Source organism: Nonomuraea sp. NPDC005692 (assembly GCF_040631115.1).
In the GTDB taxonomy this organism is placed as follows: Bacteria; Actinomycetota; Actinomycetes; order Streptosporangiales; family Streptosporangiaceae; genus Nonomuraea.
Genome location: NZ_JBEXYU010000012.1, coordinates 39,496 through 62,111 on the forward strand (window position 1 = coordinate 39,496; position 22,616 = coordinate 62,111).

At 71.9% G+C, this 22,616-nt stretch carries 21 protein-coding genes; 13 read left to right on the forward strand and 8 right to left on the reverse strand.

Annotated features, from left to right (window positions below):
• Nucleotides 1-34: 34 nt before the first annotated feature.
• Together dapE and ABZ459_RS24715 are read right to left on the reverse strand one after the other, a co-directional pair.
• Nucleotides 35-1,090, reverse strand: a complete 1,056-nt coding sequence (gene dapE / locus ABZ459_RS24710; RefSeq protein ID WP_357974349.1) for a succinyl-diaminopimelate desuccinylase — start codon at nucleotides 1,088-1,090, stop codon at nucleotides 35-37.
• A complete protein-coding gene (locus ABZ459_RS24715) occupies nucleotides 1,090-1,908 on the reverse strand; it encodes a 2,3,4,5-tetrahydropyridine-2,6-dicarboxylate N-succinyltransferase (protein ID WP_352325370.1) in 819 nt (272 codons plus the stop codon). The genes dapE and ABZ459_RS24715 overlap by 1 nt, the downstream gene beginning before the upstream one ends.
• Here ABZ459_RS24715 and ABZ459_RS24720 point away from each other — a divergent pair.
• On the forward strand, nucleotides 1,907-2,764 hold the full coding sequence (locus tag ABZ459_RS24720; RefSeq protein ID WP_357974353.1) for a hypothetical protein: 858 nt from the start codon (nucleotides 1,907-1,909) through the stop codon (nucleotides 2,762-2,764). The two genes, ABZ459_RS24715 and ABZ459_RS24720, sit on opposite strands and share 2 nt — an antisense overlap.
• Nucleotides 2,765-2,791: 27 nt before the next feature.
• Here the strand turns inward: ABZ459_RS24720 and ABZ459_RS24725 are convergent, their stop codons facing one another.
• The 3 genes from ABZ459_RS24725 to fdxA form a co-directional block, all read right to left on the reverse strand.
• Nucleotides 2,792-3,466 carry a DUF4178 domain-containing protein gene (locus ABZ459_RS24725; protein WP_357974356.1) on the reverse strand — a complete coding sequence of 225 codons (675 nt, stop codon included), beginning with the start codon at nucleotides 3,464-3,466 and terminating at the stop codon, nucleotides 2,792-2,794.
• A 76-nt stretch (nucleotides 3,467-3,542) separates the two neighbouring features.
• A complete protein-coding gene (dapC, locus tag ABZ459_RS24730) occupies nucleotides 3,543-4,613 on the reverse strand; it encodes a succinyldiaminopimelate transaminase (RefSeq protein WP_357974359.1) in 1,071 nt (356 codons plus the stop codon).
• 94 nt (nucleotides 4,614-4,707) lie between these two features.
• Nucleotides 4,708-5,034, reverse strand: a complete 327-nt coding sequence (gene fdxA / locus ABZ459_RS24735; protein WP_106240826.1) for a ferredoxin — start codon at nucleotides 5,032-5,034, stop codon at nucleotides 4,708-4,710.
• A gap of 105 nt (nucleotides 5,035-5,139) precedes the next feature.
• Between fdxA and ABZ459_RS24740 the strand changes: the two genes are divergently transcribed.
• The 9 genes from ABZ459_RS24740 to ABZ459_RS24780 all read left to right on the forward strand — a co-directional run bounded on the left by ABZ459_RS24740 (nucleotide 5,140) and on the right by ABZ459_RS24780 (nucleotide 18,318).
• Nucleotides 5,140-5,370 (forward strand): hypothetical protein, encoded by a 231-nt coding sequence (locus tag ABZ459_RS24740; RefSeq protein WP_357974362.1) that lies wholly within the window; start codon nucleotides 5,140-5,142, stop codon nucleotides 5,368-5,370.
• A gap of 17 nt (nucleotides 5,371-5,387) precedes the next feature.
• On the forward strand, nucleotides 5,388-6,461 hold the full coding sequence (locus ABZ459_RS24745) for an extracellular solute-binding protein (protein ID WP_357974365.1): 1,074 nt from the start codon (nucleotides 5,388-5,390) through the stop codon (nucleotides 6,459-6,461).
• Nucleotides 6,462-6,562: 101 nt separating this feature from the next.
• Entirely contained in the window at nucleotides 6,563-7,339 is a 777-nt protein-coding gene (locus ABZ459_RS24750) for a methyltransferase domain-containing protein (protein WP_357974368.1), read from the forward strand.
• Between the two features lie 226 nt (nucleotides 7,340-7,565).
• Nucleotides 7,566-9,665, forward strand: coding sequence for a hypothetical protein (locus ABZ459_RS24755; protein WP_357974371.1), 2,100 nt, complete (start codon nucleotides 7,566-7,568; stop codon nucleotides 9,663-9,665).
• 6 nt (nucleotides 9,666-9,671) lie between these two features.
• The gene (locus tag ABZ459_RS24760; RefSeq protein WP_357974374.1) at nucleotides 9,672-11,492 is read left to right on the forward strand and encodes a UvrD-helicase domain-containing protein; all 1,821 of its coding nucleotides are present in this window, start codon (nucleotides 9,672-9,674) and stop codon (nucleotides 11,490-11,492) included.
• 48 nt (nucleotides 11,493-11,540) lie between these two features.
• Nucleotides 11,541-13,385, forward strand: a complete 1,845-nt coding sequence (locus ABZ459_RS24765) for a sigma factor-like helix-turn-helix DNA-binding protein (protein WP_357974377.1) — start codon at nucleotides 11,541-11,543, stop codon at nucleotides 13,383-13,385.
• Between the two features lie 16 nt (nucleotides 13,386-13,401).
• Nucleotides 13,402-14,721 (forward strand): cysteine--tRNA ligase, encoded by a 1,320-nt coding sequence (locus ABZ459_RS24770; protein WP_357974380.1) that lies wholly within the window; start codon nucleotides 13,402-13,404, stop codon nucleotides 14,719-14,721.
• Nucleotides 14,722-14,840: 119 nt separating this feature from the next.
• Nucleotides 14,841-17,327, forward strand: a complete 2,487-nt coding sequence (locus ABZ459_RS24775) for a penicillin acylase family protein (RefSeq protein ID WP_357974899.1) — start codon at nucleotides 14,841-14,843, stop codon at nucleotides 17,325-17,327.
• Nucleotides 17,328-17,466: 139 nt separating this feature from the next.
• A complete protein-coding gene (locus tag ABZ459_RS24780) occupies nucleotides 17,467-18,318 on the forward strand; it encodes a hypothetical protein (RefSeq protein ID WP_357974383.1) in 852 nt (283 codons plus the stop codon).
• 15 nt (nucleotides 18,319-18,333) lie between these two features.
• Here the strand turns inward: ABZ459_RS24780 and ABZ459_RS24785 are convergent, their stop codons facing one another.
• On the reverse strand, nucleotides 18,334-18,756 hold the full coding sequence (locus tag ABZ459_RS24785; protein WP_357974386.1) for a hypothetical protein: 423 nt from the start codon (nucleotides 18,754-18,756) through the stop codon (nucleotides 18,334-18,336).
• 75 nt (nucleotides 18,757-18,831) lie between these two features.
• On the opposite strand from ABZ459_RS24785, the gene ABZ459_RS24790 reads away from it, so the two are divergent.
• On the forward strand, nucleotides 18,832-19,803 hold the full coding sequence (locus tag ABZ459_RS24790; RefSeq protein ID WP_357974389.1) for a hypothetical protein: 972 nt from the start codon (nucleotides 18,832-18,834) through the stop codon (nucleotides 19,801-19,803).
• A gap of 197 nt (nucleotides 19,804-20,000) precedes the next feature.
• Here ABZ459_RS24790 and ABZ459_RS24795 read toward each other — a convergent pair whose 3' ends face one another.
• Nucleotides 20,001-20,663: a helix-turn-helix domain-containing protein gene (locus ABZ459_RS24795; RefSeq protein WP_357974392.1), complete on the reverse strand. Its 663-nt coding sequence runs from the start codon at nucleotides 20,661-20,663 to the stop codon at nucleotides 20,001-20,003.
• Nucleotides 20,664-20,715: 52 nt separating this feature from the next.
• Here ABZ459_RS24795 and ABZ459_RS24800 point away from each other — a divergent pair, with 52 nt between their 5' ends.
• Nucleotides 20,716-21,198, forward strand: a complete 483-nt coding sequence (locus ABZ459_RS24800) for a VOC family protein (protein ID WP_357974395.1) — start codon at nucleotides 20,716-20,718, stop codon at nucleotides 21,196-21,198.
• Nucleotides 21,199-21,603: 405 nt separating this feature from the next.
• Here ABZ459_RS24800 and ABZ459_RS24805 read toward each other — a convergent pair whose 3' ends face one another.
• A complete protein-coding gene (locus tag ABZ459_RS24805; RefSeq protein ID WP_357974398.1) occupies nucleotides 21,604-21,945 on the reverse strand; it encodes a hypothetical protein in 342 nt (113 codons plus the stop codon).
• Between the two features lie 53 nt (nucleotides 21,946-21,998).
• Between ABZ459_RS24805 and ABZ459_RS24810 the strand changes: the two genes are divergently transcribed.
• Nucleotides 21,999-22,610, forward strand: coding sequence for a TetR/AcrR family transcriptional regulator (locus tag ABZ459_RS24810; protein ID WP_357974401.1), 612 nt, complete (start codon nucleotides 21,999-22,001; stop codon nucleotides 22,608-22,610).
• Nucleotides 22,611-22,616: the final 6 nt, after the last annotated feature.

A 22,616-nucleotide genomic window follows, 5' to 3' on the forward strand; every position in this document is an offset into this window, starting at 1 on the left:
TTCCCCGCCAAATGGCCGGCGAGGAAAGCCACTTTCATTTTGTCAGCCAGTTCAGCAGGGCCCGCTCGCTCTCCGTGATTTTCGGCAGCGACACGTACTCGCCCTGCTGGTGCGCCAGGTTCGGGTCGCCGGGGCCGTAGTTCACGGCCGGGACGCCGAGCGCGGAGAAGCGGGAGACGTCCGTCCAGCCCAGCTTGGCGCGCGGGGTGCCGCCGACCGCGGCGGCGAAGGCGGCGGCCACGGGATGCGTCAGGCCCGGCCTCGCCCCGGGCGCCGCGTCGAGGAAGCTCACCTCGTAGCCCTCGAACACCTCGCGCACGTGCTGCTCGGCCTGCTCGACCGTCAGGTCGGGGGCGAAGCGGTAGTTGACGGTGACCACGCACTCGTCGGGGATGACGTTGCCTGCCACGCCGCCGCTCACCGCGACCGCGTTGAGCCCCTCGTGATACTCCAGCCCGTCGACCACCGGCAGCCGCGCCTCGTAGGCGTTGAGCCTGGCCAGCACCGGCTCGATGCCGTGGACGGCGTTGACGCCGAACCACGACCTCGCGCTGTGGGCCCGCTTGCCGGTCACGGTGACGTCGGCGCGCAGGGTGCCCTGGCAGCCGCCCTCGATCTCGCCGTCGGTCGGCTCCATCAGCACCGCGAAGTCGGCCGCCAGCCACTCGGGGTGGTCTCTGGCGACCCTGGTCAGGCCGTTGCGCTCGGCCTCGATCTCCTCGCAATCGTAGAAGACGTACGTCACGTCGCGGTTGGGGGCCGGGACGGTGGCCGCCAGCTTCAGCGCGACCGCCACGCCCGCCTTCATGTCGGAGGTGCCGCAGCCGTAGAGCAGGTCGCCCTCCACCCGGCTCGGCAGGTTGGCCGCGACCGGGACCGTGTCGAGGTGGCCCGCGATCAGCACCCGCTCGGCCCGGCCGAGGTCGGTGCGGGCCACGATCGTCTCGCCGGAGCGGTCGACCTTCAGGTGCGGCAGCGCGGACAGCGCCCGCTCGACCGCGTCGGCCAGGGCCTTCTCGTCGCCGCTCACCGACTCGATGTCCACGATCGCGGCGGTCAGCGTGCGTACGTCCTGTGTCAGGTCCAGCATCAGGTGTTCACTCCATGTTCGCGCAGCACCTCGTTGAGTGCCGCCTTGTCGTGCCGCTGCTCCGGCTCCAGACGCTTGATCACCAGCACGCACGGCAGCCCGAACGTGCCGCCGGGGAACTCCTTCTGCCGCGTGCCGCCGACCGCCACGCACCAGTCGGGCACCCTGCCCCGGGCCAGTTCCTCGCCCGTCTGGACGTCGATCACGGGGATCGTGCCGGACAGGATCGTGCCCGCCCCGATCACCGCGCCCCGGCCCACCCGCGCGCCCTCGACGATCATCGAGCGGCTGCCGATGAACGCGTCGTCCTCCACGACGACCGGCACCGCGCCCGGCGGCTCCAGGACGCCGCCGATGCCCACTCCGCCGGACAGGTGCACGTTCTTGCCGATCTGGGCGCATGAGCCCACCGTGGCCCACGTGTCGACCATGGTGCCCGAGTCCACGTACGCGCCGATGTTCGTGAACGACGGCATCAGCACCACCCCCGGCGCCAGGTACGAGCCCCAGCGCGCGATGGCGCCCGGCACCACCCGCACCCCTTCGAAGGACGTCTTGAGCGGCACCCTGTCGTGGTGCTGGAAGTCGCCCACCTGGGAACGTGCCATGCCCAGCAGCCGGAAGGCGAGCAGGATCGCGCGTTTGGCCCGCTCGTCCACCACGACCTCGCCGCCGACCAGGCGGGCGACCCTCGCCTCACCCTTGTCCAGCAGGTCGACGGCGCCGACCACCTGGATGCGCGCCTCCACGTCGGCCGGGGACAGCTCCGCGCGTCGTTCCCACAGCTCGTCCACCACCGGGGACATCACGTGACTCATGGCCACGGAGCTTATCCGGCCGGGTAGGTTCTTCAGGGTGCGCCTGCGCTTCTCCCGTGGAGTCATCACCATCGCGATCATCGTCGTGGTCCTCGCCGTCGGCGTCTCCGTGGGGCTCTACCTCCTGCTCAAGCGGGCGACGCCGCTGGTCCTCCCGGAGGCCTTCTGCATGGTGCGCACCCCCGAGGGCGTCCTGACCCTCGATCCGGAGCAGGCGCAGGTCTCGGCCACCATCGCCGCCGTCGCGGCCCGCCGCCGCCTGCCCGAGCGGGCCGTCGTGATCGCGTACGGCACCGCGCTGCAGGAGTCGAAGCTGCGCAACCTCTCGTGGGGCGACCGCGACTCGGTGGGCGTGTTCCAGCAGCGCGAGTCGCAGGGTTGGGGGCGCAAGAAGCAGCTGATGGACCCGGTCTACGCCAGCAACAAGTTCTTCGCCGCCCTGGTGAAGGTCAAGAACTACCGCAAGCTGCCGCTGGCCGAGGCGGCCCAGGAGGTGCAGCGGTCCGCGGGCGGCTACGCGTACGCGCAGCACGAGCAGGACGCCAAGATCCTGGCCGCCGCCTTCACCGGCCGGGTGCCCAGGTCCGTCCACTGCTGGTATCCGCCGCCCAAGCAGACGCCCGCGCCGCAGGCCAGGACCGCCGAGGCGCGCAAGCAGCTCGCCAGGGCGCTCGGCGACCCGGCGATCACGACGAAGAAGCGGGGCTGGCTGGTGGCGTCCTGGTCGGTGGCGTACGCGGAGAAGTACCAGCTGCGGCGCGTCGGCTACAGCGGCGCGACCTGGGTCAACGACGTCGACGCGGACGGCTGGAAGAAGGGCGGCCAGGCCGGCGACGGCGAGGTCGAGCTGTCCTGACCTCCCGCCGCAGCTCCGGCGCGGACGTCAGGTGGCGCGGGTGATGATGGTGATCGAGCCCGGCGGCAGCGGCTGGGCGTAGCTGGCGGTCCAGGCGTGGCCCTGGATGCGGTCGAAGGAGAGCAGGCGGCCGTCGGAGGCGTGGTAGTCGGCGAAGTCGAGCAGGCCGCGTTCGGGGTTGCCGGTCTCGCCCTCGCTCCTGAAGGCCGCGGTGCCGCGCTGGATCGGGAAGAACTCCACGCCCTCCATGATCAGCATGCTCTTGGCCGGGACCATGCCCTGCGTCGGCACCTCGGTCCACAACAGCACCTCGAGATGGGACGCCTCGCCCGCGGCCTTGCCCTCGCGCACCGCGACCGAGAGCCACAGGCGGCGGCGGGCGACGTCGCGCAGCAGGTATTCGATCCACTGCTGGCCCTGCCAGGAGACGTGCATCGCGCCGAGCACCCGGTAGGGGGAGCCGTGCACCTCGATCCGGTCGGCGACCTGGATCGTGCGAGGGTCGGCGTAGTCGGTGCCGGCATGCCCGGGGGCCTCGACCGGCGCCGGCAGCGGGGTCTCGACCGGAGCGACCTCGACCGGTGGCGGCGGCGCGCTCGACCGGCCCCTCCTGTCCTGCCGCATGGTGGCCACGAACGCCCCCAGCAACAACAGGACGGTGGCGATGCTCAGCCCGAGTACGACCATGGAGGTCATGCTCATCGATCAGCTCGCTCCACTCGCGGTCTGTCTCGGCAGACGCCTTTTTCAATTTGTCCGTGCGCTACGACGGGCGATCCTACTGGAGGCGGCGCACGGCCGCACTGATGCGTTCGTCGGTGGCGGTCATCGCGACGCGGATGTGCCGTCCACCAGCCGATCCGTAGAAGTCTCCCGGCGCGACCAAAATCCCGATTTCGGAAAGCTTACTCACTTGATCCCAGGCGTTCTGCCCATTCGACGCCCATAGGTACAGACCGGCGGTCGAATGGTCGATCGTCCACCCCGCCCGTTCCAGCGCGGGACGCAGCACGGCGCGCCGCGCGGAGTAGAGCTCGCGCTGGCGTTCGGCGTGCGTGTCGTCGCCGAGCGCGACCGTCATCGCGTCCTGGACCGGCTTCGGCATGAGCATGCCGGCGTGCTTGCGCGTCTCCAGGAGCCGCTTGACCAGGACGGGATCGCCCGTCACGAACCCCGCCCGGTAGCCGGCCAGGTTGGAGCGCTTGGAGAGCGAGTGGACGGCGAGCAGCCCCTCGTGGGAGCCCCCGCAGACGTCGGGATGGAGGATGGAGACCGGCTGCTCTTCCCAGCCGAGCTCGATGTAGCACTCGTCGGAGGCCACGACCGTGCCGCGCTCGCGCGCCCAGGAGACCACCTTGCGCAGATGTTCGGCGGGCAGCACGCGCCCGGTCGGGTTGCCCGGGGAGTTGATCCAGAGCAGGTCGACGTGCTCGGGGCCGACCGACAGCGTGCTGTCGGAGGCGGTGGCGGTTGCGCCGGCGAGCCGGGCGCCCACGTCGTAGGTGGGGTAGGCCAGCTCGGGGAAGACCACCCGCCGGGCGCCGAGGTAGGTCGGCAGCCAGGCGACGAACTCCTTGGAGCCGATCAGCGGCAGGACGTCCTGCTGGTCGACGGTGACGCCGTGGCGGCGCCGCAGCCAGCCCGCGGCGGCCTCGCGCAGCGCCTTCGTGCCGTGGGTCAGCGGGTAGCCGGGGCTGTCCGCGGAATCGCGCAGGGCCTGCTGGACGGCCTCGGGCACCGGGTCGACGGGGGTGCCGACCGAGAGGTCGACGATGCCGTCGGGATGCGCCAGGGCACGTTCCTTGTACGGTTCGAGCCGGTCCCAGGGGAAGTCGGGCAGCTTGTTCACGGTTCTCCAGGGTCGTTCGGGGCCGTACACGCCTGCCGCGGACACGGGCGCACGGGGCCCGCCCGACGTGGACGGCCCCGGCGCACGCGACTCGCTAGTGGTCCTCGCCCTGCGGCGGCAGCGCGGCCACCACCGGGTGGTCCTTCTCGATCTTGCCGACCTTCGAGGCGCCTCCCGGCGAGCCGAGATCCTCGAAGAAGTCCACGTTCGCCTTGTAGAAGTCCTTCCACTGCTCGGGAAGGTCGTCCTCGTAGAAGATGGCCTCGACGGGGCACACAGGCTCGCACGCGCCGCAGTCCACGCACTCGTCGGGGTGGATGTAAAGCATGCGCTCGCCCTCGTAGATGCAATCGACGGGGCACTCCTCGATGCACGCCTTGTCCAGGACGTCCACGCAAGGCTGCGCGATGACGTAGGTCACCTCGAGCTCCTTTTTCTCCGCACCATGGCATGACTCTGACCGCGGTTTGCTACGCCCTAGTATTGCCGTGCTTGCCAGCTGGCCGAAACGGAGGGTGGCAAACTCATGGCCGCACGCCTCGTCGTCGCGATCACAACTCAGGACATAGGCGCACGGATCACCACTCGAAGACGCGTCCCTGAAGGCTTCCGAGACGCCGTCGGCGTGCTCGAATCCTGGACGGGCGGCGTGTTGAGAGTTCGCAAGCGGGACGGCACTTTGGTGGAGATCGACGAGGAAACGCTGGTCGCGGCCAAGGTCGTTCCGGTCGCGCCTCCTCGACCTCGGGCGAAGTAACGGTAAGTATTCGTTGTGTGACCGTACGTATCTGCGCCGCCGTAGCAGCCGTTCTCGCCAGCGCCGGATGCGGCGCGTCCACGTCCCAGTCCACATCCGAGGGGTCCAAGGACCTGCCGGTGCTCAACGTCCGGGCCGCCTCGCTGAAGCAGGGCTTCGGCACGATGGGGCGCCTGGCCGAGGCCGCCAAGCGCGAGGGCCAGCTCACCGTGATCGGCCTGCCGCACGACTGGGTGAACTACGGCGAGATCATCGACACCTTCGCCGACAAGTACGACATCAAGGTCAACGAGCTGGAACCGGGCGCCAGCAGCAGGCGTGAGCTCGACGCCGCCGCCCAGCTCAAGCCGGACGTGTTCGATCTCACTCTGGACATGGCCGTCTACGGGGCCGACAAGTTCGCGCCGTACAAGGTGACGGGCTGGCAGGACCTGCCCGACCACGTCAAGGACCCCAAGGGCGCCTGGTACGGCGTGTACGGCGGCTACATGTCGATCGGCTACGACCCGCGCGAGGTCAAGGCCCCGGCCTCGTTCGCCGACCTGCTCAAGCCCGGCTACCGCGTCGCGCTCGACGGCGACCCGCTGCGCTCGGCGGCGGCGTTCGGCGGCGTGATGGCCGCGTCCATGAAGGCCGGGGCCAGGCCGGACGCCAGGCAGGGGGTGGACCTGTTTGCCCGGCTCAAGCAGGCCGGGCAGCTCGTCGAACCGGCCAAGGCGAATGTGATCATCGACTGGGACCACCTCAACGCGACCCGCAGCGCCGACCACGCCGACTCGTGGGAGGTGACGATCCCGCGCGACGCGCCGTTCGGCGGTTACCACGTCCAGGCGATCAGCAAGACCGCCCCGCATCCGGCCGCCGCCCGGCTGTGGCAGGAGTTCCTGTTCTCCGACGAGGGCCAGAACCTGCTGCAGAAGGGCTACGCCCGTCCGGCGCGCGGCGAGGCCATGCTCATGAAGGGCAAGCTCGACACCGAGCAGGCCGCCCGGCTGCCCAAGGCCGCCGGCCCTCCCGTGCTCATGACGATCCCGCAGACGGACGCGGCGAAGGCGTACCTCAAGCGGGAATGGAGCAAGAGCGTGGGATGAGTCCGTTGTGACTTGATATGTCGTAGAGACGATCAGGCTCTAAAGTGAACGGACAGCACGGCCACGGGGGCCCGATGTCTGACGAATGTGAGCTGATCGTCTTGCGATACGACGCACCGAGCTTGGAGCGGTGGAACAGTCGCGCCTACGACAGCAGTTTCGGGTACGTCTCCACCCAGGGCGCGCCGCTGGTCGACCTGCTCGACCCGCAGCCCGGGGAGCGCGTGCTCGACCTCGGGTGCGGCACCGGGGTGCTGACCGCGCAGATCGCCTTCAGAGGCGCGGACGTCCTGGGCATCGACGGTTCCGCCGCGATGATCGAGAAGGCGCTGGCCCAGTACCCGGGGATCGACTTCATCATCGGCGACGGCCACGACTTCACCGTGGTGGACCCGTACGACGCCGTCTTCTCCAACGCGGCACTCCACTGGATGAGCCGCGATCCCGCCGCCGTGATCGCCAGCGTCCGCGAGGCGCTGAAGCCGGGCGGCCGGTTCGTCGCGGAGATGGGCGGCGCGGGCAACTGCGCGGAGCTGACCGCCGCGATGCTGACCGCCTGGCGCGAGTACGGCCTGCGCGAGCCCGACCTGCCCTGGTACTTCCCCACGCCCGCCGAGTACGCGCGCCGGCTGGAGCAGGAGGGCTTCGTGGTCCGGCTGCTGGAGTACTTCGACCGGCCGACGCCGCTCGACGAGTGCCCCGGCGGGGCCGCCGACTGGGTGCGCATGTTCGCCTCGTCCGTGCTCGAAGGACTGCCGCCGGAGATCGTCGACCCCCTGCTCGGACGGGTCAACGAGCTGGCCGCGCCCGCCCTCCGCAGGGAGACGGGCTGGATGGCCGACTACGTGCGTCTACGCTTTGCCGCTGTTCGGCGCTGATGCGTAGTGCATGATGCGTAGGGCTGTTTTGCCGGACTATGGTCTGTTCCGTGGGCGGCGAGATGTTGGCTGCGCCGCTCCGGCGGCGTGAGGGGCTGGTGAACGGAACGGGATGAACTTCTGCCTGAGCGACCTCGTTCCACCGTTGAGGTGGAGCGACGCGTCGACGATCACGCTACTGACCGGGCAGCCGGATCTGCCGGACGCGTGGTGGCGAAGCCTGCCCATGCCGCTGGTGCTCGCGGCCATCGGCCCGGAGTCGCTGGGCGAGCTGCTGACGGAGATCGCGCTGGAGCACTGGCCGGCCGCCGCCGTCGGTGACGTCCTGCCGGCTCTGCACGTCCTGGACCCGGACGAGGCCGACGAACCCGCCGTCGCCATCGCGCTCGACCGCGCCGGGTCGTGGACGGGGCTGCTCTCGCTGACCGGGCGGGAGCTGGTGGACCAGCCGTTCATCCAGGCCCGGCCGGTGCTCAACACGCTGTTCGGGGCGGTGCTCGTCCGGCTGGCGCATCCGTACGCGGGTGGGCGGCAGGTCGAGGCGCACGTGCCGGCGGCCCCGGCGGACGCCGTCGTGGCGGCGGACGTCGCCCATGAGCCCGCGTTCCATGAGGACAAGGCTGCCGAGGAGGCCGTCGAGGAGACGGCTGACCGTGGCGGCGAGCGGGTGCTCGACGCCGACTCGGAGCCGGTCGTCGAGGAGGTCCCGCGGCCCGAGCCTGAGCCCGTGCTCGACGCCGCCGAGGAGCCCGCGCCCGAGCCCGCCGCCGAGGAGGCGGCCGCGCTGGAGGCGGAGGGTGTCGGCGGCGAGCCGGAGCCCTTCTCCTCGGCGGACCACGACGAACCCGCCGACGCCGACAGCTCCGCCGACGTCCCTGAGGTCCCTGAGGTCCCTGAGGTTTCCGAGGGGCGGGACGAGGAGCCGGCCGGGGCCGCACAACCCGAGGCACCCGCCGACCACGCCGAGCCCGACGAGGCGGACGCCGAACACCTTGAGCACAAGGCCGACGCCGAGCACGCGGAGGCCGAGGACGCCGAGGCCGAGCACGCCGAGCACCAAGCGGACGCGGAGCACGCCGAGCACCAAGCGGACGCGGAGCACGCCGAACCCGAGGCCGGACACGCCGAGCCCGAGGCCGACGCCGAGCACGAGGCGCTCATTGAGCACCCCGAGCCGGAGGCGCACGCCGGGCACCCCGGGAACGGGCAGGCCGCGGGTCCGCACGCCGAGTCCGCCGAGGTGGGCGGCGAGGAGTTGCCCGAGCTGATCGAGGCCGCGTTCGCCGGGCTCGACGACAAGAGCTGGGCCGTGGCCCAGAACCGCGTCTTCACCGACGAGCCCTCGGCGGTCGACCAGCTCGCCAGGCTGTTCGCCGTCCCCCCGGCCGACATCTCCGCCACCGAGCAGGAGCTGCGCGTCCGTCTCGACCAGTGGCTGGCCAGCGAGGAGGCCGCGCCGTACCGCGCCCACCTGGACGAGCTGCGCAGGACGCTGGGCCCGGCCGCCCCCAAGGAGCAGCTGATCGGCGCGGCCGACTGGCACGCCAGGGAGATCCGCGCGCTGGAGGTGCCGGCCTGGCAGTTCGTGCTGGCCACGCTGCCCGCGCAGCCGAATCCACCGGTGGAGTTCCAGCAGCCGCACTCGGCGTTCGGCGCGATGCAACCGCCGCCGCCCTTGCCGCCGCCACCCATGCCGGCGCCGCCGCCCCCGGCCGGCCCGCCCGGTCCGCCGCAGTTCCAGGCGTTCACGCCGGCCGCGCCGCCGCCCGCGGAGGGCAACGGCGGGGGGGCGGAGCAGAACAAGCCGTACCAGCCGCTCAAGGACGTCTCCCAGACCAGGCGCTGCTTCCGCCAGCCGGACGGCCGCTGGTGGCTGCGGATCGACGTGACCGCCGAGCAGCTCGCCGGCGGCGAGTGCGCCCTCCCGACGGGCTTCGCGGCCTACCTGGGCCTGTCCCCCGGTGAGAGCCGGGCGGTCAGGAGCGCGGCGGGCGAGCTGACCATGACCTGGCACGGCAGGCCGGTGCTGGAGTCCATCGAGCGCCTGCTCGTGGACGTCGGCGCCAAGGAGGGCGGCCACCTGTTCCTCACGCTGTCGGACGAGGGCGTGCTGCGCGCCCGTCACCTGCCGGTCGCCGCCCAGAACGCCGAGAGCATCACCAAGGCGCTGCGCCTGGTCGGCTACACGGCGCCGGGCGGCACCCGGGACCAGGCGGCCAGGGTGATCGCGACGAGGATCGGGCTCACCGGCCCCGTCGGGCTGCCCGACCTGCTCACCAGGCTCCGCGAACGCGGCGACCGCGACCTGCTCGCCCTCTTGGACTGACCGCCCGTGCCGCGGCTCGCGATCGGCCCTGACCTCCCAGGGGAGCTCGGCGCACTGGCTCAGCCGGTGCGCAGGGACGCCGTGGTCGCGCTGCGCCGGTTCCTGCTGAACGTCTCCGGAGCCCCGCACCCCGAGCGGGTGCGGGGCTGCCGGGACGCCAAGGTCGCCACGCTGCGCCTGGCCGACGGGCATCGCGGCGTGGTGGTCCGGCAGCGCGACGTCTACTGGCTGCTCGCCGTGCGGCCCGATCCGGAGGCGTGGTCGTACGCCCAGCGCCACCGGTACGGCGTCAACCCCGTGATCGGCGTCGTCGAGGAGTGGGACGCCGAGACCCTGGACCGGGTCGAACCCGCCTTACGCAGGTCGGCCCGCCCCTCGCGGCTGTTCGAGCAGATCTGCGACGGCGACCTGCTCGCGCTCGGCATCGACGTGCACGCGCTGCCCCTGGTCAGGCTGATCTCCACCGAGGCCGACGTGGCCGCGCTCGAACCGCTGCTGCCGCCCACCCAGTACGCGCCGCTGGCCGTCCTGGCCCGGGGCGGCACGCTGTCGGAGGCGTGGCGCGAGCTGGACAACTGGCGCGCCCGCGACGAGGAGACGGGCGCGATCGACCCCGACGACCTGCACGCGGCGCTGCTGCGCAGCCCGGACCGCGCGGTGTTCGCCGCCGACAAGGTGGAGCTCGACCGGGTGCTCGGGGCTCCGGACTGGTGCACGTTCCTGCACCCCACGCAGCACCGGCTGGCCAGGGCCGGACGGTACGAGCAGCCGGTGCTGGTCGTGGGCGGCGCGGGCACCGGAAAGACGATCGTCGCCCTGCACCGGGCGGCCCACCTGGCGGCGCGGGGCAGCGGCCCGGTGCTGCTGGTGACGTTCTCGCAGAGCCTGGCCGAGGAGCTGTCCGGCCGGCTGGACGTGCTGATCGACGACGAGACCGTGCGCAAGCGCGTCGAGGTGGACAACGCCGAGCGCCTGGCCATGCGGATCGTCGCCGACGCGGAGGGACGCCGTCCCGCCCTGGTCGGCCCGGGGGCCCGGTCGCTGGCCCAGCTCACCGACGAGGCGATCAGGCTGCTGTCGATCACGACCGGCGACCTGCTGGACGACGTGGAGCCGGGACGCAAGCCGTACCGGCACATCGTGGTGGACGAGGCGCAGGACATCAGCCCGGCGCAGTGGCGGCTGCTGCGGGCGGCGGCGCCGCACGCGCACGACGACCTGTTCGTGGTGGGCGACCCGCACCAGCGGGTGACCGACACGCGGGTGGCGCTCGGCGCGGTGGGCATCCCGGCCGTCCAGCACGACCTGCGGATCTCCTACCGGCTGCCGCAGGAGATCCTGTCCTACGTGGTCCGGCTGCGCGGCGGCGGCCCGGCGAACGGCCTGGTCAAGGGCGTGGCCGAGCTGTTCGGATACCGCGCCACGCACAACGGACGGCGGCCGGTGGTCCGGGCGTACGACACGCCCGAGTCCGAACTGGCCGGGCTGCGCGCCACGGTCGGCGGCTGGCTTGCGGACGGCGTGCCGGAGGGCGAGATCGCCGTCGGGGCGCGCACCCCCACGCTGGCTCGCGCCGCCCGGGACGCTCTGGACGGGCTGGACGTGCGCGTGGCGACCTTCCAGCATCTGAAGGGCCTGGAGTTCGAACGGGTGGCGCTCGTCGGCGTGGCGGAGGGCGTGGTGCCCGGATCGCTGCCCGAGGAGCCGGCCGCGCGGGCTCGAGCGCTGCAACGCGAGCGGAGCATACTGTTCGTCGCCTGCACACGGGCCCGAACGATGCTCTATATCTCGCATTCCGGAAGGGGGAGCCCATTTCTGTCCCCCTGATCACATAGTCTGAACTGCGGATATCTTCCCTTTGCCGGTTGGACCTCAATGAACCTCAGCCTGAGCGACCTCGCGCCACCCCTGCGCTGGACCTCCCCTGGTCAGATCGCGCCGATCGTGGAGGAGCCCCAGCTGCCCGAGGCCTGGTGGCAGGCGATCCCCCTCGACCGCGCGTGCGCGATCGTCGGGACGCAGACCGTGGCGGGTCACCTGGCCGATCTGGCCGTGGCCTGCTGGGGGCACCTGCTGCTCGGCGACATCCTGCCGCTGCTGCGTTTCTCCGACCCCGCCGAGGCCGAGCGCACGCCGGAGTCGCTGGGCAAGGACGTGGTGCAGAAGCTGTTCACCGGTGTGTTCGAGCGATTGCTCGAACCCGCGCCCGCCGCCCTGCCCGTCCCGGCCCGGCCCGACAAACCCCTTCCCGAGCTGATCGACGCGGTGTTCGCCGCGCTCGACGACCGGCAGCGCGCCATCGCCCGCGACCGGCTCTACGCGGCGCAGCGCGCCACGCTCGACGAGCTGGCGCAGCGTTTCTCGGTCACCCGCGAGCGGATCAGGCAGATCGAGCGGGACCTGCGCGACCACGTGGAGGCCTGGCTGGGCTCGCCGGAGGCGGCGGCGCTGGTGGCGCACGTGACGTGGCTGAGAGGCAGGCTCGGGTCGGCGGTCCCGGCCGACGACCTCGCGGCCGCCGTGCCGTGGCACCGCGGCGACCTGCGCACGCTGGGCATCCCCGCGTGGCGGTTCATCCGTACGCTGCTGACCGGCTACGAGCAGGCCGACGGGTGGCTGGTCTCCGGCGGGGCCGACGAGCTGCGGGAGAAGACGCGGCAGCTGTTCACCGACGGGCCGCGGCCGCTCGACGAGGCGGTGTCCATGGTGGCCCAGCTCGGCGTCCGCGAGGACGTCGCCGAGCGGTGGATCCTCGCCGTGCCGCAGCTCCGGGTGCTCGGCCGGCACGTGGTGCCCTGGCCGCGCAGCATCAACGAGAAGGCCGAGGCGGTGCTGGCGGTGGCGGGCACGCCGCTGTCGCCCGAGGAGATCCAGGAACGCATCGGCGAGGACTACAGCCTGGTCGGCATCCGCAACCAGCTCACCGCCGACGAGCGCTTCCACCGGGTGGACCGGAACAAGTACGGGCTGACCAGGTGGGGCGGCGACGAGTACCTGGGCATCAGGGAGATGATCGCCAGGGAGATCGAGCGGGCCGGCGGCGAGGCCTCGGTGAGCACGATCGTGACGAACCTGACCTCCCGCTACGACGTGAGCGAGAGCTCGGTGCGCGCCTACTCGGGCGGCCCCGGGTTCGAACGCACGCAGCGGGGCTGGATCAGAGTGGCCGGGACGTCGCCGACCGGGGAGTCGGAGCCGTACCAGCCGCGCAAGGACGTCTCGGAGACGCGGCGCAGCTTCCGCTCCCGCGACGGACGGTGGTGGCACCGCGTGGACGTCAACGCCGAGCACCTGCGCGGGTCGGGCTCGCCCCTGCCGACCGGGTTCGCCGCCTACCTGGGCATGGCTCCCGGCGGGTCGCTGACCGCCTCGACGCCCTCGGGCGACGTGGTGATCAGCTGGCACAACCAGCCGATCATGGGGTCGATCCGCAACGTGCTGGCCGACTTCAAGGCGAGCGAGGGCGACCACGTGTTCCTGACCGTCTCCGACGGCGGCGAGCTGCTGACCCGCTACCTGCCCGCGGCCGCCGTGGCGATGCCGCCGCTGAACCGGGCGCTCTACCTCATCGGCTACACCGCCCCGGTGCACTCCGAGATGGAGGGGCTGCGGCTGATCGGCGCCCGCATCGGGCTGCCCGACACGGCCACCCGCGAGGAGGTGCTGGCCAGGCTGCGCGAGCGCGGGGACAGGGACATCCTCGGCTTCCTCGGCGGGTGAGGGCTAGGCTCGGGTGATGTTGCGGATCCACGACACCCGGGCCAGGCAGGTCGAGGAGATCTCGGGCGGGCGGGCGGTGCGCGTGTACACGTGCGGGCCGGCGCTGCACCGCCGCGTGCATCTGGGCGACCTGCGCACGTACGTGCTGTCCGACCTGGTCAGGAGGGTCCTGGAGGGGCGGCGTACCCGGGTCGTGGCCGGCCGGCACGTCGCCGACCTCGGGCGTCCCGGCGAGGAGCCGTCGGCGCGCGACCTGGTCCGCGTCCACGAGGAGGCGTTCAGGGACGACGCGGCCGCGCTCAACCTGCGGCCGCCGGAGCACGCGCCGCGCGCCGGGGAGACGGTCGACCTGATGATCGAGCTGGTCGCCGGGCTCGTCGAGCGGGGGCACGCCTACCCGGCGCCGGACGGTTCGGTGTACTTCGATGTACGGACGTTCCCGGCGTACGGGGAGATCTCCGGCACTCGTCTGGATGACCTCAAGCCCGCCGACCCGATCGACGCCGCCGATCCGCACAAACGTTTCCACGCCGACTGGGCCCTGTGGCGGCCCGCCCACGGCGACCAGGCCCGGGACGCGCCCTGGGGGCGGGGCCTGCCCGGCCCGCACGTGGCGTGCTCGGCGCTGTCGCTGCGTTTCCTCGGCGAACGGATCGACCTGCACCTCGGCGACGCCGGCCGGCGATTCCCGCACCACGAGGACGAGCGCGCCCAGTCGGACGCGGCGACCGGCCACGAGGTGGTGCGCCACTGGGTGCACGGCGAGCGCCCGCTGTTCGACGGGCGCGAGATGGCGGAGTCCGCGGGCAACGTGGTGCTGCTGTCCGACGTGGTGGCGGCGGGGCTCGACCCGCTGGCGGCACGCCTGGCCTTCCTCGGGCACCACTACCGGGAGCGGCCCGACCTCGACTGGGACGTCCTGCGGGCCGCCGACCGCACGGTGCGGCGGTGGCGGGCGCGGGTGGCCGAGTGGTCGGAGTCGCCCAGCGCGCCCATGGCCTCGTCGTACGCCGAGCGCGTCGGGGCGGCCCTCGACGACGACCTGGACACCCCGGCGGCGCTGGCCGTCCTGCGGGAGCTGGAGCTGGACGGGTCGGTCGCGCCCGGGTCGAAGTTCGAGACGTTCCTGCACCTGGACCAGGTGCTGGCGCTCGACCTGTCCACGGAGATCGGCAAGCCGCGGGTGCCGCCCGCCGGGGCCGGCGAGCTGCTGGCGCAGCGGGAGCGGGCGGTGGAGGCCAACGACTGGGCGGCGGCCGACCGGCTCCGGGACGAGCTGTCCGACCTGGGGGTTCGCGTCACCGACACCCCGGAGGGACAGAGCTGGGCCCTCTGACCGGGAGCCCCCCGCGCGCGGCCGCTCCGACCACCTGAAACGGCCGGAGCAGTGAGCCGGTACTGCCAGACTTGTTCCAGTTCGGCAAGATGGAGGTATCGGTGAGACCCTTTGCGTGGATGCCGTGGCCTTTGCGGTGGTTCGCCCGGGTGTTGACCGTGCTTCTCGTGCTGGCGCTCGTGCTGGCCGGGGTTCTGGTGTACACGGTACGGAAGTCGTTCCCGCAGGTGGACGGGTCGCTGCGGCTGCCGGGTCTAACCGGAAAAGTCGAGATTTATCGCGATAAATCGGGGATCCCGCACATCTATGCCGACACTGCGGCCGACCTGTTCATGGCGCAGGGCTTCGTCCACGCCCAGGACCGGTTCTTCGAGATGGATTTCCGCCGCCACACCACCGCCGGACGGCTCTCCGAGCTGTTCGGCAAGGCCACGCTCGGCAACGACAAGGCGCTGCGGACCATGGGCTGGCGCCGGGTGGCCGAGCAGGAGCTGCCCGCCCTCGACCGGCAGACCCAGGACTTCCTGGCCGCGTACGCCAAAGGGGTGAACGCCTGGCTGGACGCCAACCCCAACGCCTCCGACCGGAGCCTCGAGTACTCGGTGCTCAAGCTGCAGAACGGCGAGTACCGGCCGGAGAGGTGGACCGCGGTCGACTCCGTCGCCTGGCTCAAGGCCATGGCGTGGGACCTGCGCTCCAACATGGAGGACGAGATCGACCGCGCCCTGGCGCTGACCAAGCTGCCCAAGGAGCGCGTCGACCAGCTCTACCCCGGCTACCCCTACGACCGCCACACCCCGATCGTCGGCGAGGGCGCGCTCGCCCAGGGCCGCTACGACCAGCAGGCCGAGCCGCGGATCGGCGGCGTCCGAGCGCTCTCCCAGGCCGCCGCGACGCTCGACGCCGTGCCGAGCACGATGAGCAGCGAGGAGCGCGAGGGCATCGGCTCCAACTCGTGGGTGGTCTCCGGCGAGCACACCACGAGCGGCAAGCCGCTGCTGGCCAACGACCCGCACCTGTCCCCGCAGATGCCGTCCGTCTGGTACCAGGCCGGGCTGCACTGCAGGAAGCTGTCCGAGCAGTGCCCGTACGACGTCACCGGGTTCACCTTCTCCGGCGTGCCCGGCGTGATCATCGGGCACAACGACAAGATCGCGTGGGGGTTCACGAACCTCGGGCCGGACGTGGCCGACCTCTTCCTGGAGAAGGTGGACGGCGACACGTACCTGTACAAGGGCGAGCAGGTCAAGCTGGAGACGAGGCAGGAGCAGATCAAGGTCGCCGGCGGCGACCCCGTCACGATCACCGTGAAGAGCACCCGGCACGGCCCGCTGATCAACGAGGTGATGGCGGACGCCCGCCCCAGCGGCGAGGCGAACGCCGTGGCCCTGCAGTGGACCGCCCTCACCCCCGGCAGGACCGTGGACGCGATCTTCGCGCTCAACAAGGCGGGCGACTGGCCCGAGTTCCGCTCGGCGGCGGCGCTGTTCGAGGTGCCGTCCCAGAACCTGATCTACGCCGACACCAGCGGCAAGATCGGCTACCAGGCGCCCGGGCGCATCCCCGTACGGGAGAAGGGCGACGGCACCTGGCCGGTGCCCGGCTGGACCGGCGAGTACGACTGGAAGGCCGCGCCCATCCCCTACGAGCAGCTCCCCACGGTGGAGGACCCGGCCGAGGGGTTCGTCGTCACGGCCAACAACGCCGTCATCGACCCCCGCCGCTACCAGCCGCTGCTGACCAAGGACTGGTCCTACGGCTACCGCTCCCAGCGCATCCGCGAGCTCGTCGAGTCCGCGATCGGCAAGGGCAAGGTCGACGCCGGGACGATGTCGGACATCCAGCAGGACACCTCCAACGAGTTCGCCGGGACGCTGGTGCCCGCCCTGCTGCGGGTGGACCTGGCCGGGGCCGCCCGCCAGGCCCGCGAGCTGCTGCGGACGTGGGACCACTCCCAGGGCCTCGACTCCGCCCCCGCCGCCTACTACAACGCGGTGTGGCGGCACCTGCTCATGCTCACGTTCGACGACGACCTGCCCGAGCAGGTGTGGCCCGCCGGCGGCGACCGCTGGTACGACGTGGTCGCCAACCTGCTCACCGCCCCCGACGACCCCTTCTGGGACGACGTGACCACCGAGAACCTCACCGAGACCCGCGACGACATGCTGCGGCAGGCGATGGCCTCGGCGTACCAGGAGCTGTCCGAGCTGTTCGGCACGGACGTCAAGTCCTGGAAGTGGGGCGACCTGCACCAGCTCGAACTGGTCAACGGCACGCTCGGCACCTCGGGCCTCGCGCCCGTGGAGGCGCTGTTCAACCGCGGCCCGTTCGCCGTGCCCGGCAACAAGGACGCGGTGAACGCGACCGGGTGGAACGTGCAGAAGGGGTACGGGGTCACGGCGGTGCCGTCGATGCGCATGGTCGTCGACCTGTCGGACCTGGACAAGTCCCGCTGGATCAACCTGACGGGCGCCTCGGGGCACGCCTTCCACGACAACTACTGGGACCAGGCCGAACCCTGGGCGCGGGGCGACCTGCTCCCGATGTACTCCAAGCCCGAGTCCGTGAAGAACGCAGCCGTCCACACCCTCACCCTCACCCCCTGACCCCCACCGCCGCCCCCTCTTCGCTGGAGGACGGGCCGGCGAGGGGCGGGTGGCGCGCCCGGTGTACGACCGTGGGTGTAGTCGAAGGCCAGACCGTGGTCCGACGCGCCCGGACCACGGCCGCTGTCAGCATGGCCGCATGAATCGCCTCCGGTACTCCGATCGCCTCTGGTACTCCGTCGGGATCTTCCTCCTGCTCGTGGGCCTGGCGCACCTGGGCGTGCTCGTCGTGGCCGGCGGCCCGTGGGAGGGGGCCGTGTCGTGGCGCAAGCCGTTCACGTTCGGGGTGTCGTTCGGGTTGAGCGTGCTGACCCTGACCTGGGTGTCCCAGTGGTTACGGCTTCGTGCCCGCGCGTTCGTCCTCGGGGCGTTCGCGGTGGCCTCCACGGTCGAGGTGGCGCTGATCACCCTTCAGGCGTGGCGCGGCGTGCCGTCCCACTTCAACATGGAGACCCCCCTCGACACGGCCATCGCCCGCACGCTGGCCGCGTTCGGCATCACGCTCATCGTCATCGCGATCACCATGACCGTCGCCGCCTTCCGCCCGGCGCCGGAGGTCGCCCCGAGCACCCGTCTGGCCGTACGCGCCGGCTTCGCCACGCTGCTGGCGTCCATGGTCTTCGGCGGCGTGATGATCGCCCGTGGCGTCGTGGCGGTGATGACGGGCAACCAGCAGCTCGCCTACACGGTGGCCACCGCGCTCAAACCGGCCCACGCCGTGCTCATGCACGGGGTGCTCCTCCTGCCGGCCCTGTCCTGGCTGCTGTCCCGCACGCTCCCGTCCGAGGGTGCGCGGCTGCGAGCCGTACGCCTGGCCACCTGGGCGTACGTCGCGGTGGCCGCGCTGGTCTCCGGTCTGGCCGTGGCCGGGGTGGCGGTCGTGGGGCCGTCCACGGCGTCGGTGTTGTCGGCCGGGGTGATCTCGGGCCTCGCCATCGCGGCCGTCGCGCTGGGCCGGTTCAGCTCCCGCCTCGGCCAGGCGAAACATTGAGGTCGGGGTAATGGGTCAGCCGTTATGCCGTCGTCTCCGCCACCACACGGGCGCGCGCGGATAGCCACCGTCGTCCAGGTCGGCCAGCCGCTCGAACACGTTGTACGACGCCTGATGCCCGCACACGACGACCGACAGGAGCATGGCCAGCAGGTAGAGCGGGAGCATCGGCAGTCCGGCGCAGCAGGCCCACTGGGTGGCGTGCCGTCCTTCGTGTCGGATGAGCCGGTCGTCCAGCTCGTCCCACCTGGTCAGGACGACGTTCCCCACCGTGAACGCGCCCGCGACGGGGAAGCGGTAGCGGTAGCCGAAGGCGAGGATGAGCCCGTCGGGGCCGGGCCGGCGGGCCGCGCCGCCGACGAAGGAGATGAGTAGGCCGAGCGGGGTGGCGAGGTTCAGATAGTTCACCGCCCGCCGGAACCGATAGCGCCTGTTCATGCGTCTCAGTCTTGACCAATCTTGACAAGTCGGAATAATGATCTGCGTCCTGAAATCTCCCACAAGAGCAGGATTATGAGATTTTCCATCCTGGGCGCGCTGCTCGGCGCTGTTGCACTGGCCGGAGCCGGCGGAGTCGCGATCACCCAGACATCAGCCACCGATCCCCTACGTTCAACCGATTCTCCTTCCGGCGCGCAGGTGGCGTTACCCGTCGCCGCGACCCCGACGGCGACGCCCACTGCGACGCCCTCGGTCGGGGATTACACCGCCACGACGAAGGTGGTCAAGAAGAAGGGCGTCTCGTACTTGAATGTGTCCGTCAAGTACGACGGAGCGGCCCGCTTCACCGTGAAGCAGAAGGTGTGCAGGAGCAAGTCCTGCAGGAGCGCCACCGCCCAGATCCCCGTCACCACCGGGGCCGGGCAGACCACGAAGAAGCTGGGCAAGGGCACGTACAAGGCGAGGGGCAAGCCGGCCGTCAAGGTCAGGCCGCTCCCCTGGCCGACCCGCACCGTGACGGTCTCGCCGACCGCCACGGCCGCGCCGGGCGCGACGGCGACCGTGACGTCCACGGTGACCGAGCAGGCCACGGTGACCGCCACGGTGACCCAGCCCGGCCCGACCGTGACCGTGCCCGGCCCGACGGTGACCGTGCCGGGGCCGACGGAGACGGTGACGTTCACCTGTCAGCCGGCTCCGCCGACGTCCCCGCTTCCGCCGTCCGAACCGCCGACCGCCACGCCGTCGCCCTCGGTCTCGGAATCCCCGGACGTCCCGGACGCCCCGGCCCAGGCCCCCGCGCCACCGCCGAGCGACACCCCGACGCCGACCCCCACCCCGACGCCGACGCCGACCGCGACGGACGTCCCGACCGACACCCCCACAGGCGCCCCGACCGACGTCCCCACGGACGTCCCGACGGACATCCCGACGTGCGCGCCGCCCACGGATCTCCCCTCCGAGACCCCGACCCCGACCGTGACCTCCACGGACACCGGCGCCCCCACCGACACCCCCACCCCGCCGGAGCCCCCCACCCAGTAACCGCCGACCGGCAACACGCATGACCCCGGGCCAGGCCTCAACGCCTGGCCCGAGTCATGTCCCCCGCCCACAACCCACCGCGACCGCCCTCTCACATCCGGGACGCCGCACCACCGCTGCACCAGGCCGCCAACCCGTAGGGACGCCGCGCCACCGCTCCCATCCCTCCGGCTCGTGACCGGGTACGCCCCCGGGGGTCAGTGTGGGGCGTTTGTGGGGTGGGGTGGTGGAGTGGGGGTCAGCAGGCGGGTGAGGGTGTCGGTGAGCCAGCGTTCGTAGGTGTCGGCGTCCCAGCTCATCATCTCCCGGCCCAGCAGGTACGTCTCCGTATGCACCAGGACGGCGGTGGTGTCGGTCAGCCAGTCGAGGTCGTGCCCGCTCGCCAGGAGCCCGTCGGCGGCCATCTTGTCCCAGAAGGCGCGCATGTTCGCGCGGGTGGCCTCGCGGCCGGCCCGGGCGGCGGCGGCCAGGTCCGGCTCGGTGGGAGCGGCCTGCAGGGCGACGGCCAGCAGGTCGCCGGCGCGTTCGGCCATCCGGCGGCCGGCCCCGGCCAGGGCGGCGATGCGCTCCTCGGCGGTGGGGGCGGTGCCGGCGCGGACGTACCAGTCGCGGCCGGTGATGTCGACGGCCGCGCCGTCACCGGCGTAGGCGACGTCGACGCAGCGTTTGAGCAGCGCGGCCTTGGTGCCGAAGCGCAGGTAGACGGTGCGGTCCCCGACCTGGGCGGACTGTGCGACGGCGGTCAGGGTGGTGGCCGCGTAGCCGTTGCGGAGGAACAGCTCGGTGGCGGCGGTAAGGATCTTCTCCTCGGTGGCGGCGATGCGGGCGGCGCGCAGATCGCGCTTGACGGGGTCCGGCACAAAATGCAGTATAACTGCATCGATGCAGTGCAACTGCAAGGAGGGGATTCCCGTGTCACACCTCCCGCGCCTGGACGGCGTGCACCACCTCAAGCTTCCGGTCACCGACCTGGACCGTTCCCTGGCCTGGTACCGCTCCCGGTTCGGGTACGAGATCGACATCGAGTTCGTCGAGCAGGGCGTGCCGATGGGCTACGCGCTCGCCCATCCGGACGGCGGTCCCGTACTGGCGCTGCGGCTGGACCCGGAGCGGGCCAAGGCCGCCGCGGGTTTCGACTACTTCGCCATCGGCGTGCCGGACAAGCAGGCCCTCGAGGATCTGGCCGCCCACCTGACCGCGTCCGGCGACCGCCACGCCGGCGTGCACGAGGCGACCATCGGCTGGATCCTGCCCGGCCTGCACGACCCGGACGGCCACGAGATCCGCTTCTACACCACGCAGCCGCTGCCCCCGCGCGAGCGGCCCACTCCCACCGCGGCGGAGGCGGACGAGGAGCACGGGAGCAGCGCCCTCCGTCCGGCCGAGACCTCGTGAGCCGCAACCAGGACGGGCGCCTTTAGGTCTTCGCCCGCGGCCAGGACGCCCGCCCGTGGCACGGCCGGCAGCACGAGGGCGGCTGATCTCAGGGGAACCGCTCGCGGACGGAGGGCTCGAGAACGACCGGCACCGCCCGCCGAGCCCCCTCCCCACCGCCGGGCAGAACCACGACGGCAGGCTGGAGACGATCGTGATCGCCTCCGACGGCCTCAGCCCCGTGCACTCCCGGCGGCATCAGGCCAACGGCGACCGAGCGAAGCACCGAAGGCGCGCATCCGGCGGGGGCACCCGCCAGCAGGCGTTCGATGCACCAGGTCCGGGCGGCGACGGCAGAACCTCGAAGGCCGGTCGGTACGTGCCCTGGGGCCGGGCTTCCGCGAGTTCTGAACCCGGCCGGTCACCTCACGGAGCAGGGCCGAGCGGCCCCCCGGCCAGGACACCGCCCGGCCCTTCCTTGAGCTCGACGAAGATCGCGTGCGACTCGGTGTCGCCGATGTTCCGCCCCGCGTGCTCCTGGGCGCCGACCCACCGCGCCTGCCCCGCCTCCAGGTCCAGCTCGACCTGTTGCCCGCCCGAGGTGAGGCGGCGGCTGAAGGACGACAACGTGACCATCACGCTGTCGGGATGGCCGTGCGGGCTGGTCGAGTCGCCCGGCCGGTCACGGTAGCGCAGCACCCTGACCCGTTCGTTCTCGAAGATCACCGTGTACAGGTCCGGATTCGTGACCACTGGATCGGCGCTCATGGACCACCTCACAAGGCGAGTCAGCTACATGGGACGACGGTACCATGATGGGCATGTCGGTACCATATGAGCAGACCGGCCGCCACCGGCAGAAGGCCCGCACCCGCGCCGCCCTGGTCGAGGCCGCCCGCCACCTGCTGGCCGACGGCGCGGACCCCACGGTCGAGGACGCCGCCGCCGCGGCCGGCATCTCCCGCACCACCGCCTACCGCTACTTCCCCAACCAGAACGCCCTGCTGACCGCCGCGCACCCGCAGATCGAACAGACCTCCCTGCTCCCCCCGGACCCGCCCGCCGACCCCGTGGCGCGGCTGGACCTGGTGATGACCGCCTTCACCCGGCTCACCCTCGAGTGGGAACCACAACTGCGCACCTCGCTGCGCCTGTCCCTGCGACCGGGCGCCGGACAGCCGCACCTGCGCGGCGGCCGGGCCATCGGCTGGATCGAGGACGCCCTCACCCCGCTCCTCGACACCCACCCCGGCCTGGACGTCCACCACCTGGCCGTGGCCATCCGCGCGGCGACCGGCATCGAGTCGCTGGTCTGGCTCACCGACATCGCCGGATACACCCGGCAGCAGGCGGCCGACACCATGTGCTCGTCGGCGCGGGCGCTTCTGGTCGCCGCCCTCGACCAGCACGCCCGCCCCACCGGCCAGGCGTAGCCGCGG

What these genes read in the sequence shown, in the direction of transcription:
- dapE (WP_357974349.1), bottom strand. Translation starts at nt 1,090, where the DNA reads ATGCTGGACCTGACACAGGACGTACGCACGCTGACCGCCGCGATCGTG.
- ABZ459_RS24720 (WP_357974353.1), top strand. Translation starts at nt 1,907, where the DNA reads ATGGCCACGGAGCTTATCCGGCCGGGTAGGTTCTTCAGGGTGCGCCTG.
- ABZ459_RS24715 (WP_352325370.1), bottom strand. Translation starts at nt 1,908, where the DNA reads ATGAGTCACGTGATGTCCCCGGTGGTGGACGAGCTGTGGGAACGACGC.
- ABZ459_RS24725 (WP_357974356.1), bottom strand. Translation starts at nt 3,466, where the DNA reads ATGAGCATGACCTCCATGGTCGTACTCGGGCTGAGCATCGCCACCGTC.
- ABZ459_RS24740 (WP_357974362.1), top strand. Translation starts at nt 5,140, where the DNA reads ATGGCCGCACGCCTCGTCGTCGCGATCACAACTCAGGACATAGGCGCA.
- ABZ459_RS24755 (WP_357974371.1), top strand. Translation starts at nt 7,566, where the DNA reads ATGCCGCTGGTGCTCGCGGCCATCGGCCCGGAGTCGCTGGGCGAGCTG.
- ABZ459_RS24765 (WP_357974377.1), top strand. Translation starts at nt 11,541, where the DNA reads ATGAACCTCAGCCTGAGCGACCTCGCGCCACCCCTGCGCTGGACCTCC.
- ABZ459_RS24770 (WP_357974380.1), top strand. Translation starts at nt 13,402, where the DNA reads ATGTTGCGGATCCACGACACCCGGGCCAGGCAGGTCGAGGAGATCTCG.
- ABZ459_RS24775 (WP_357974899.1), top strand. Translation starts at nt 14,841, where the DNA reads ATGCCGTGGCCTTTGCGGTGGTTCGCCCGGGTGTTGACCGTGCTTCTC.
- ABZ459_RS24780 (WP_357974383.1), top strand. Translation starts at nt 17,467, where the DNA reads ATGAATCGCCTCCGGTACTCCGATCGCCTCTGGTACTCCGTCGGGATC.
- ABZ459_RS24785 (WP_357974386.1), bottom strand. Translation starts at nt 18,756, where the DNA reads ATGAACAGGCGCTATCGGTTCCGGCGGGCGGTGAACTATCTGAACCTC.
- ABZ459_RS24790 (WP_357974389.1), top strand. Translation starts at nt 18,832, where the DNA reads ATGAGATTTTCCATCCTGGGCGCGCTGCTCGGCGCTGTTGCACTGGCC.
- ABZ459_RS24805 (WP_357974398.1), bottom strand. Translation starts at nt 21,945, where the DNA reads ATGAGCGCCGATCCAGTGGTCACGAATCCGGACCTGTACACGGTGATC.
- ABZ459_RS24810 (WP_357974401.1), top strand. Translation starts at nt 21,999, where the DNA reads ATGTCGGTACCATATGAGCAGACCGGCCGCCACCGGCAGAAGGCCCGC.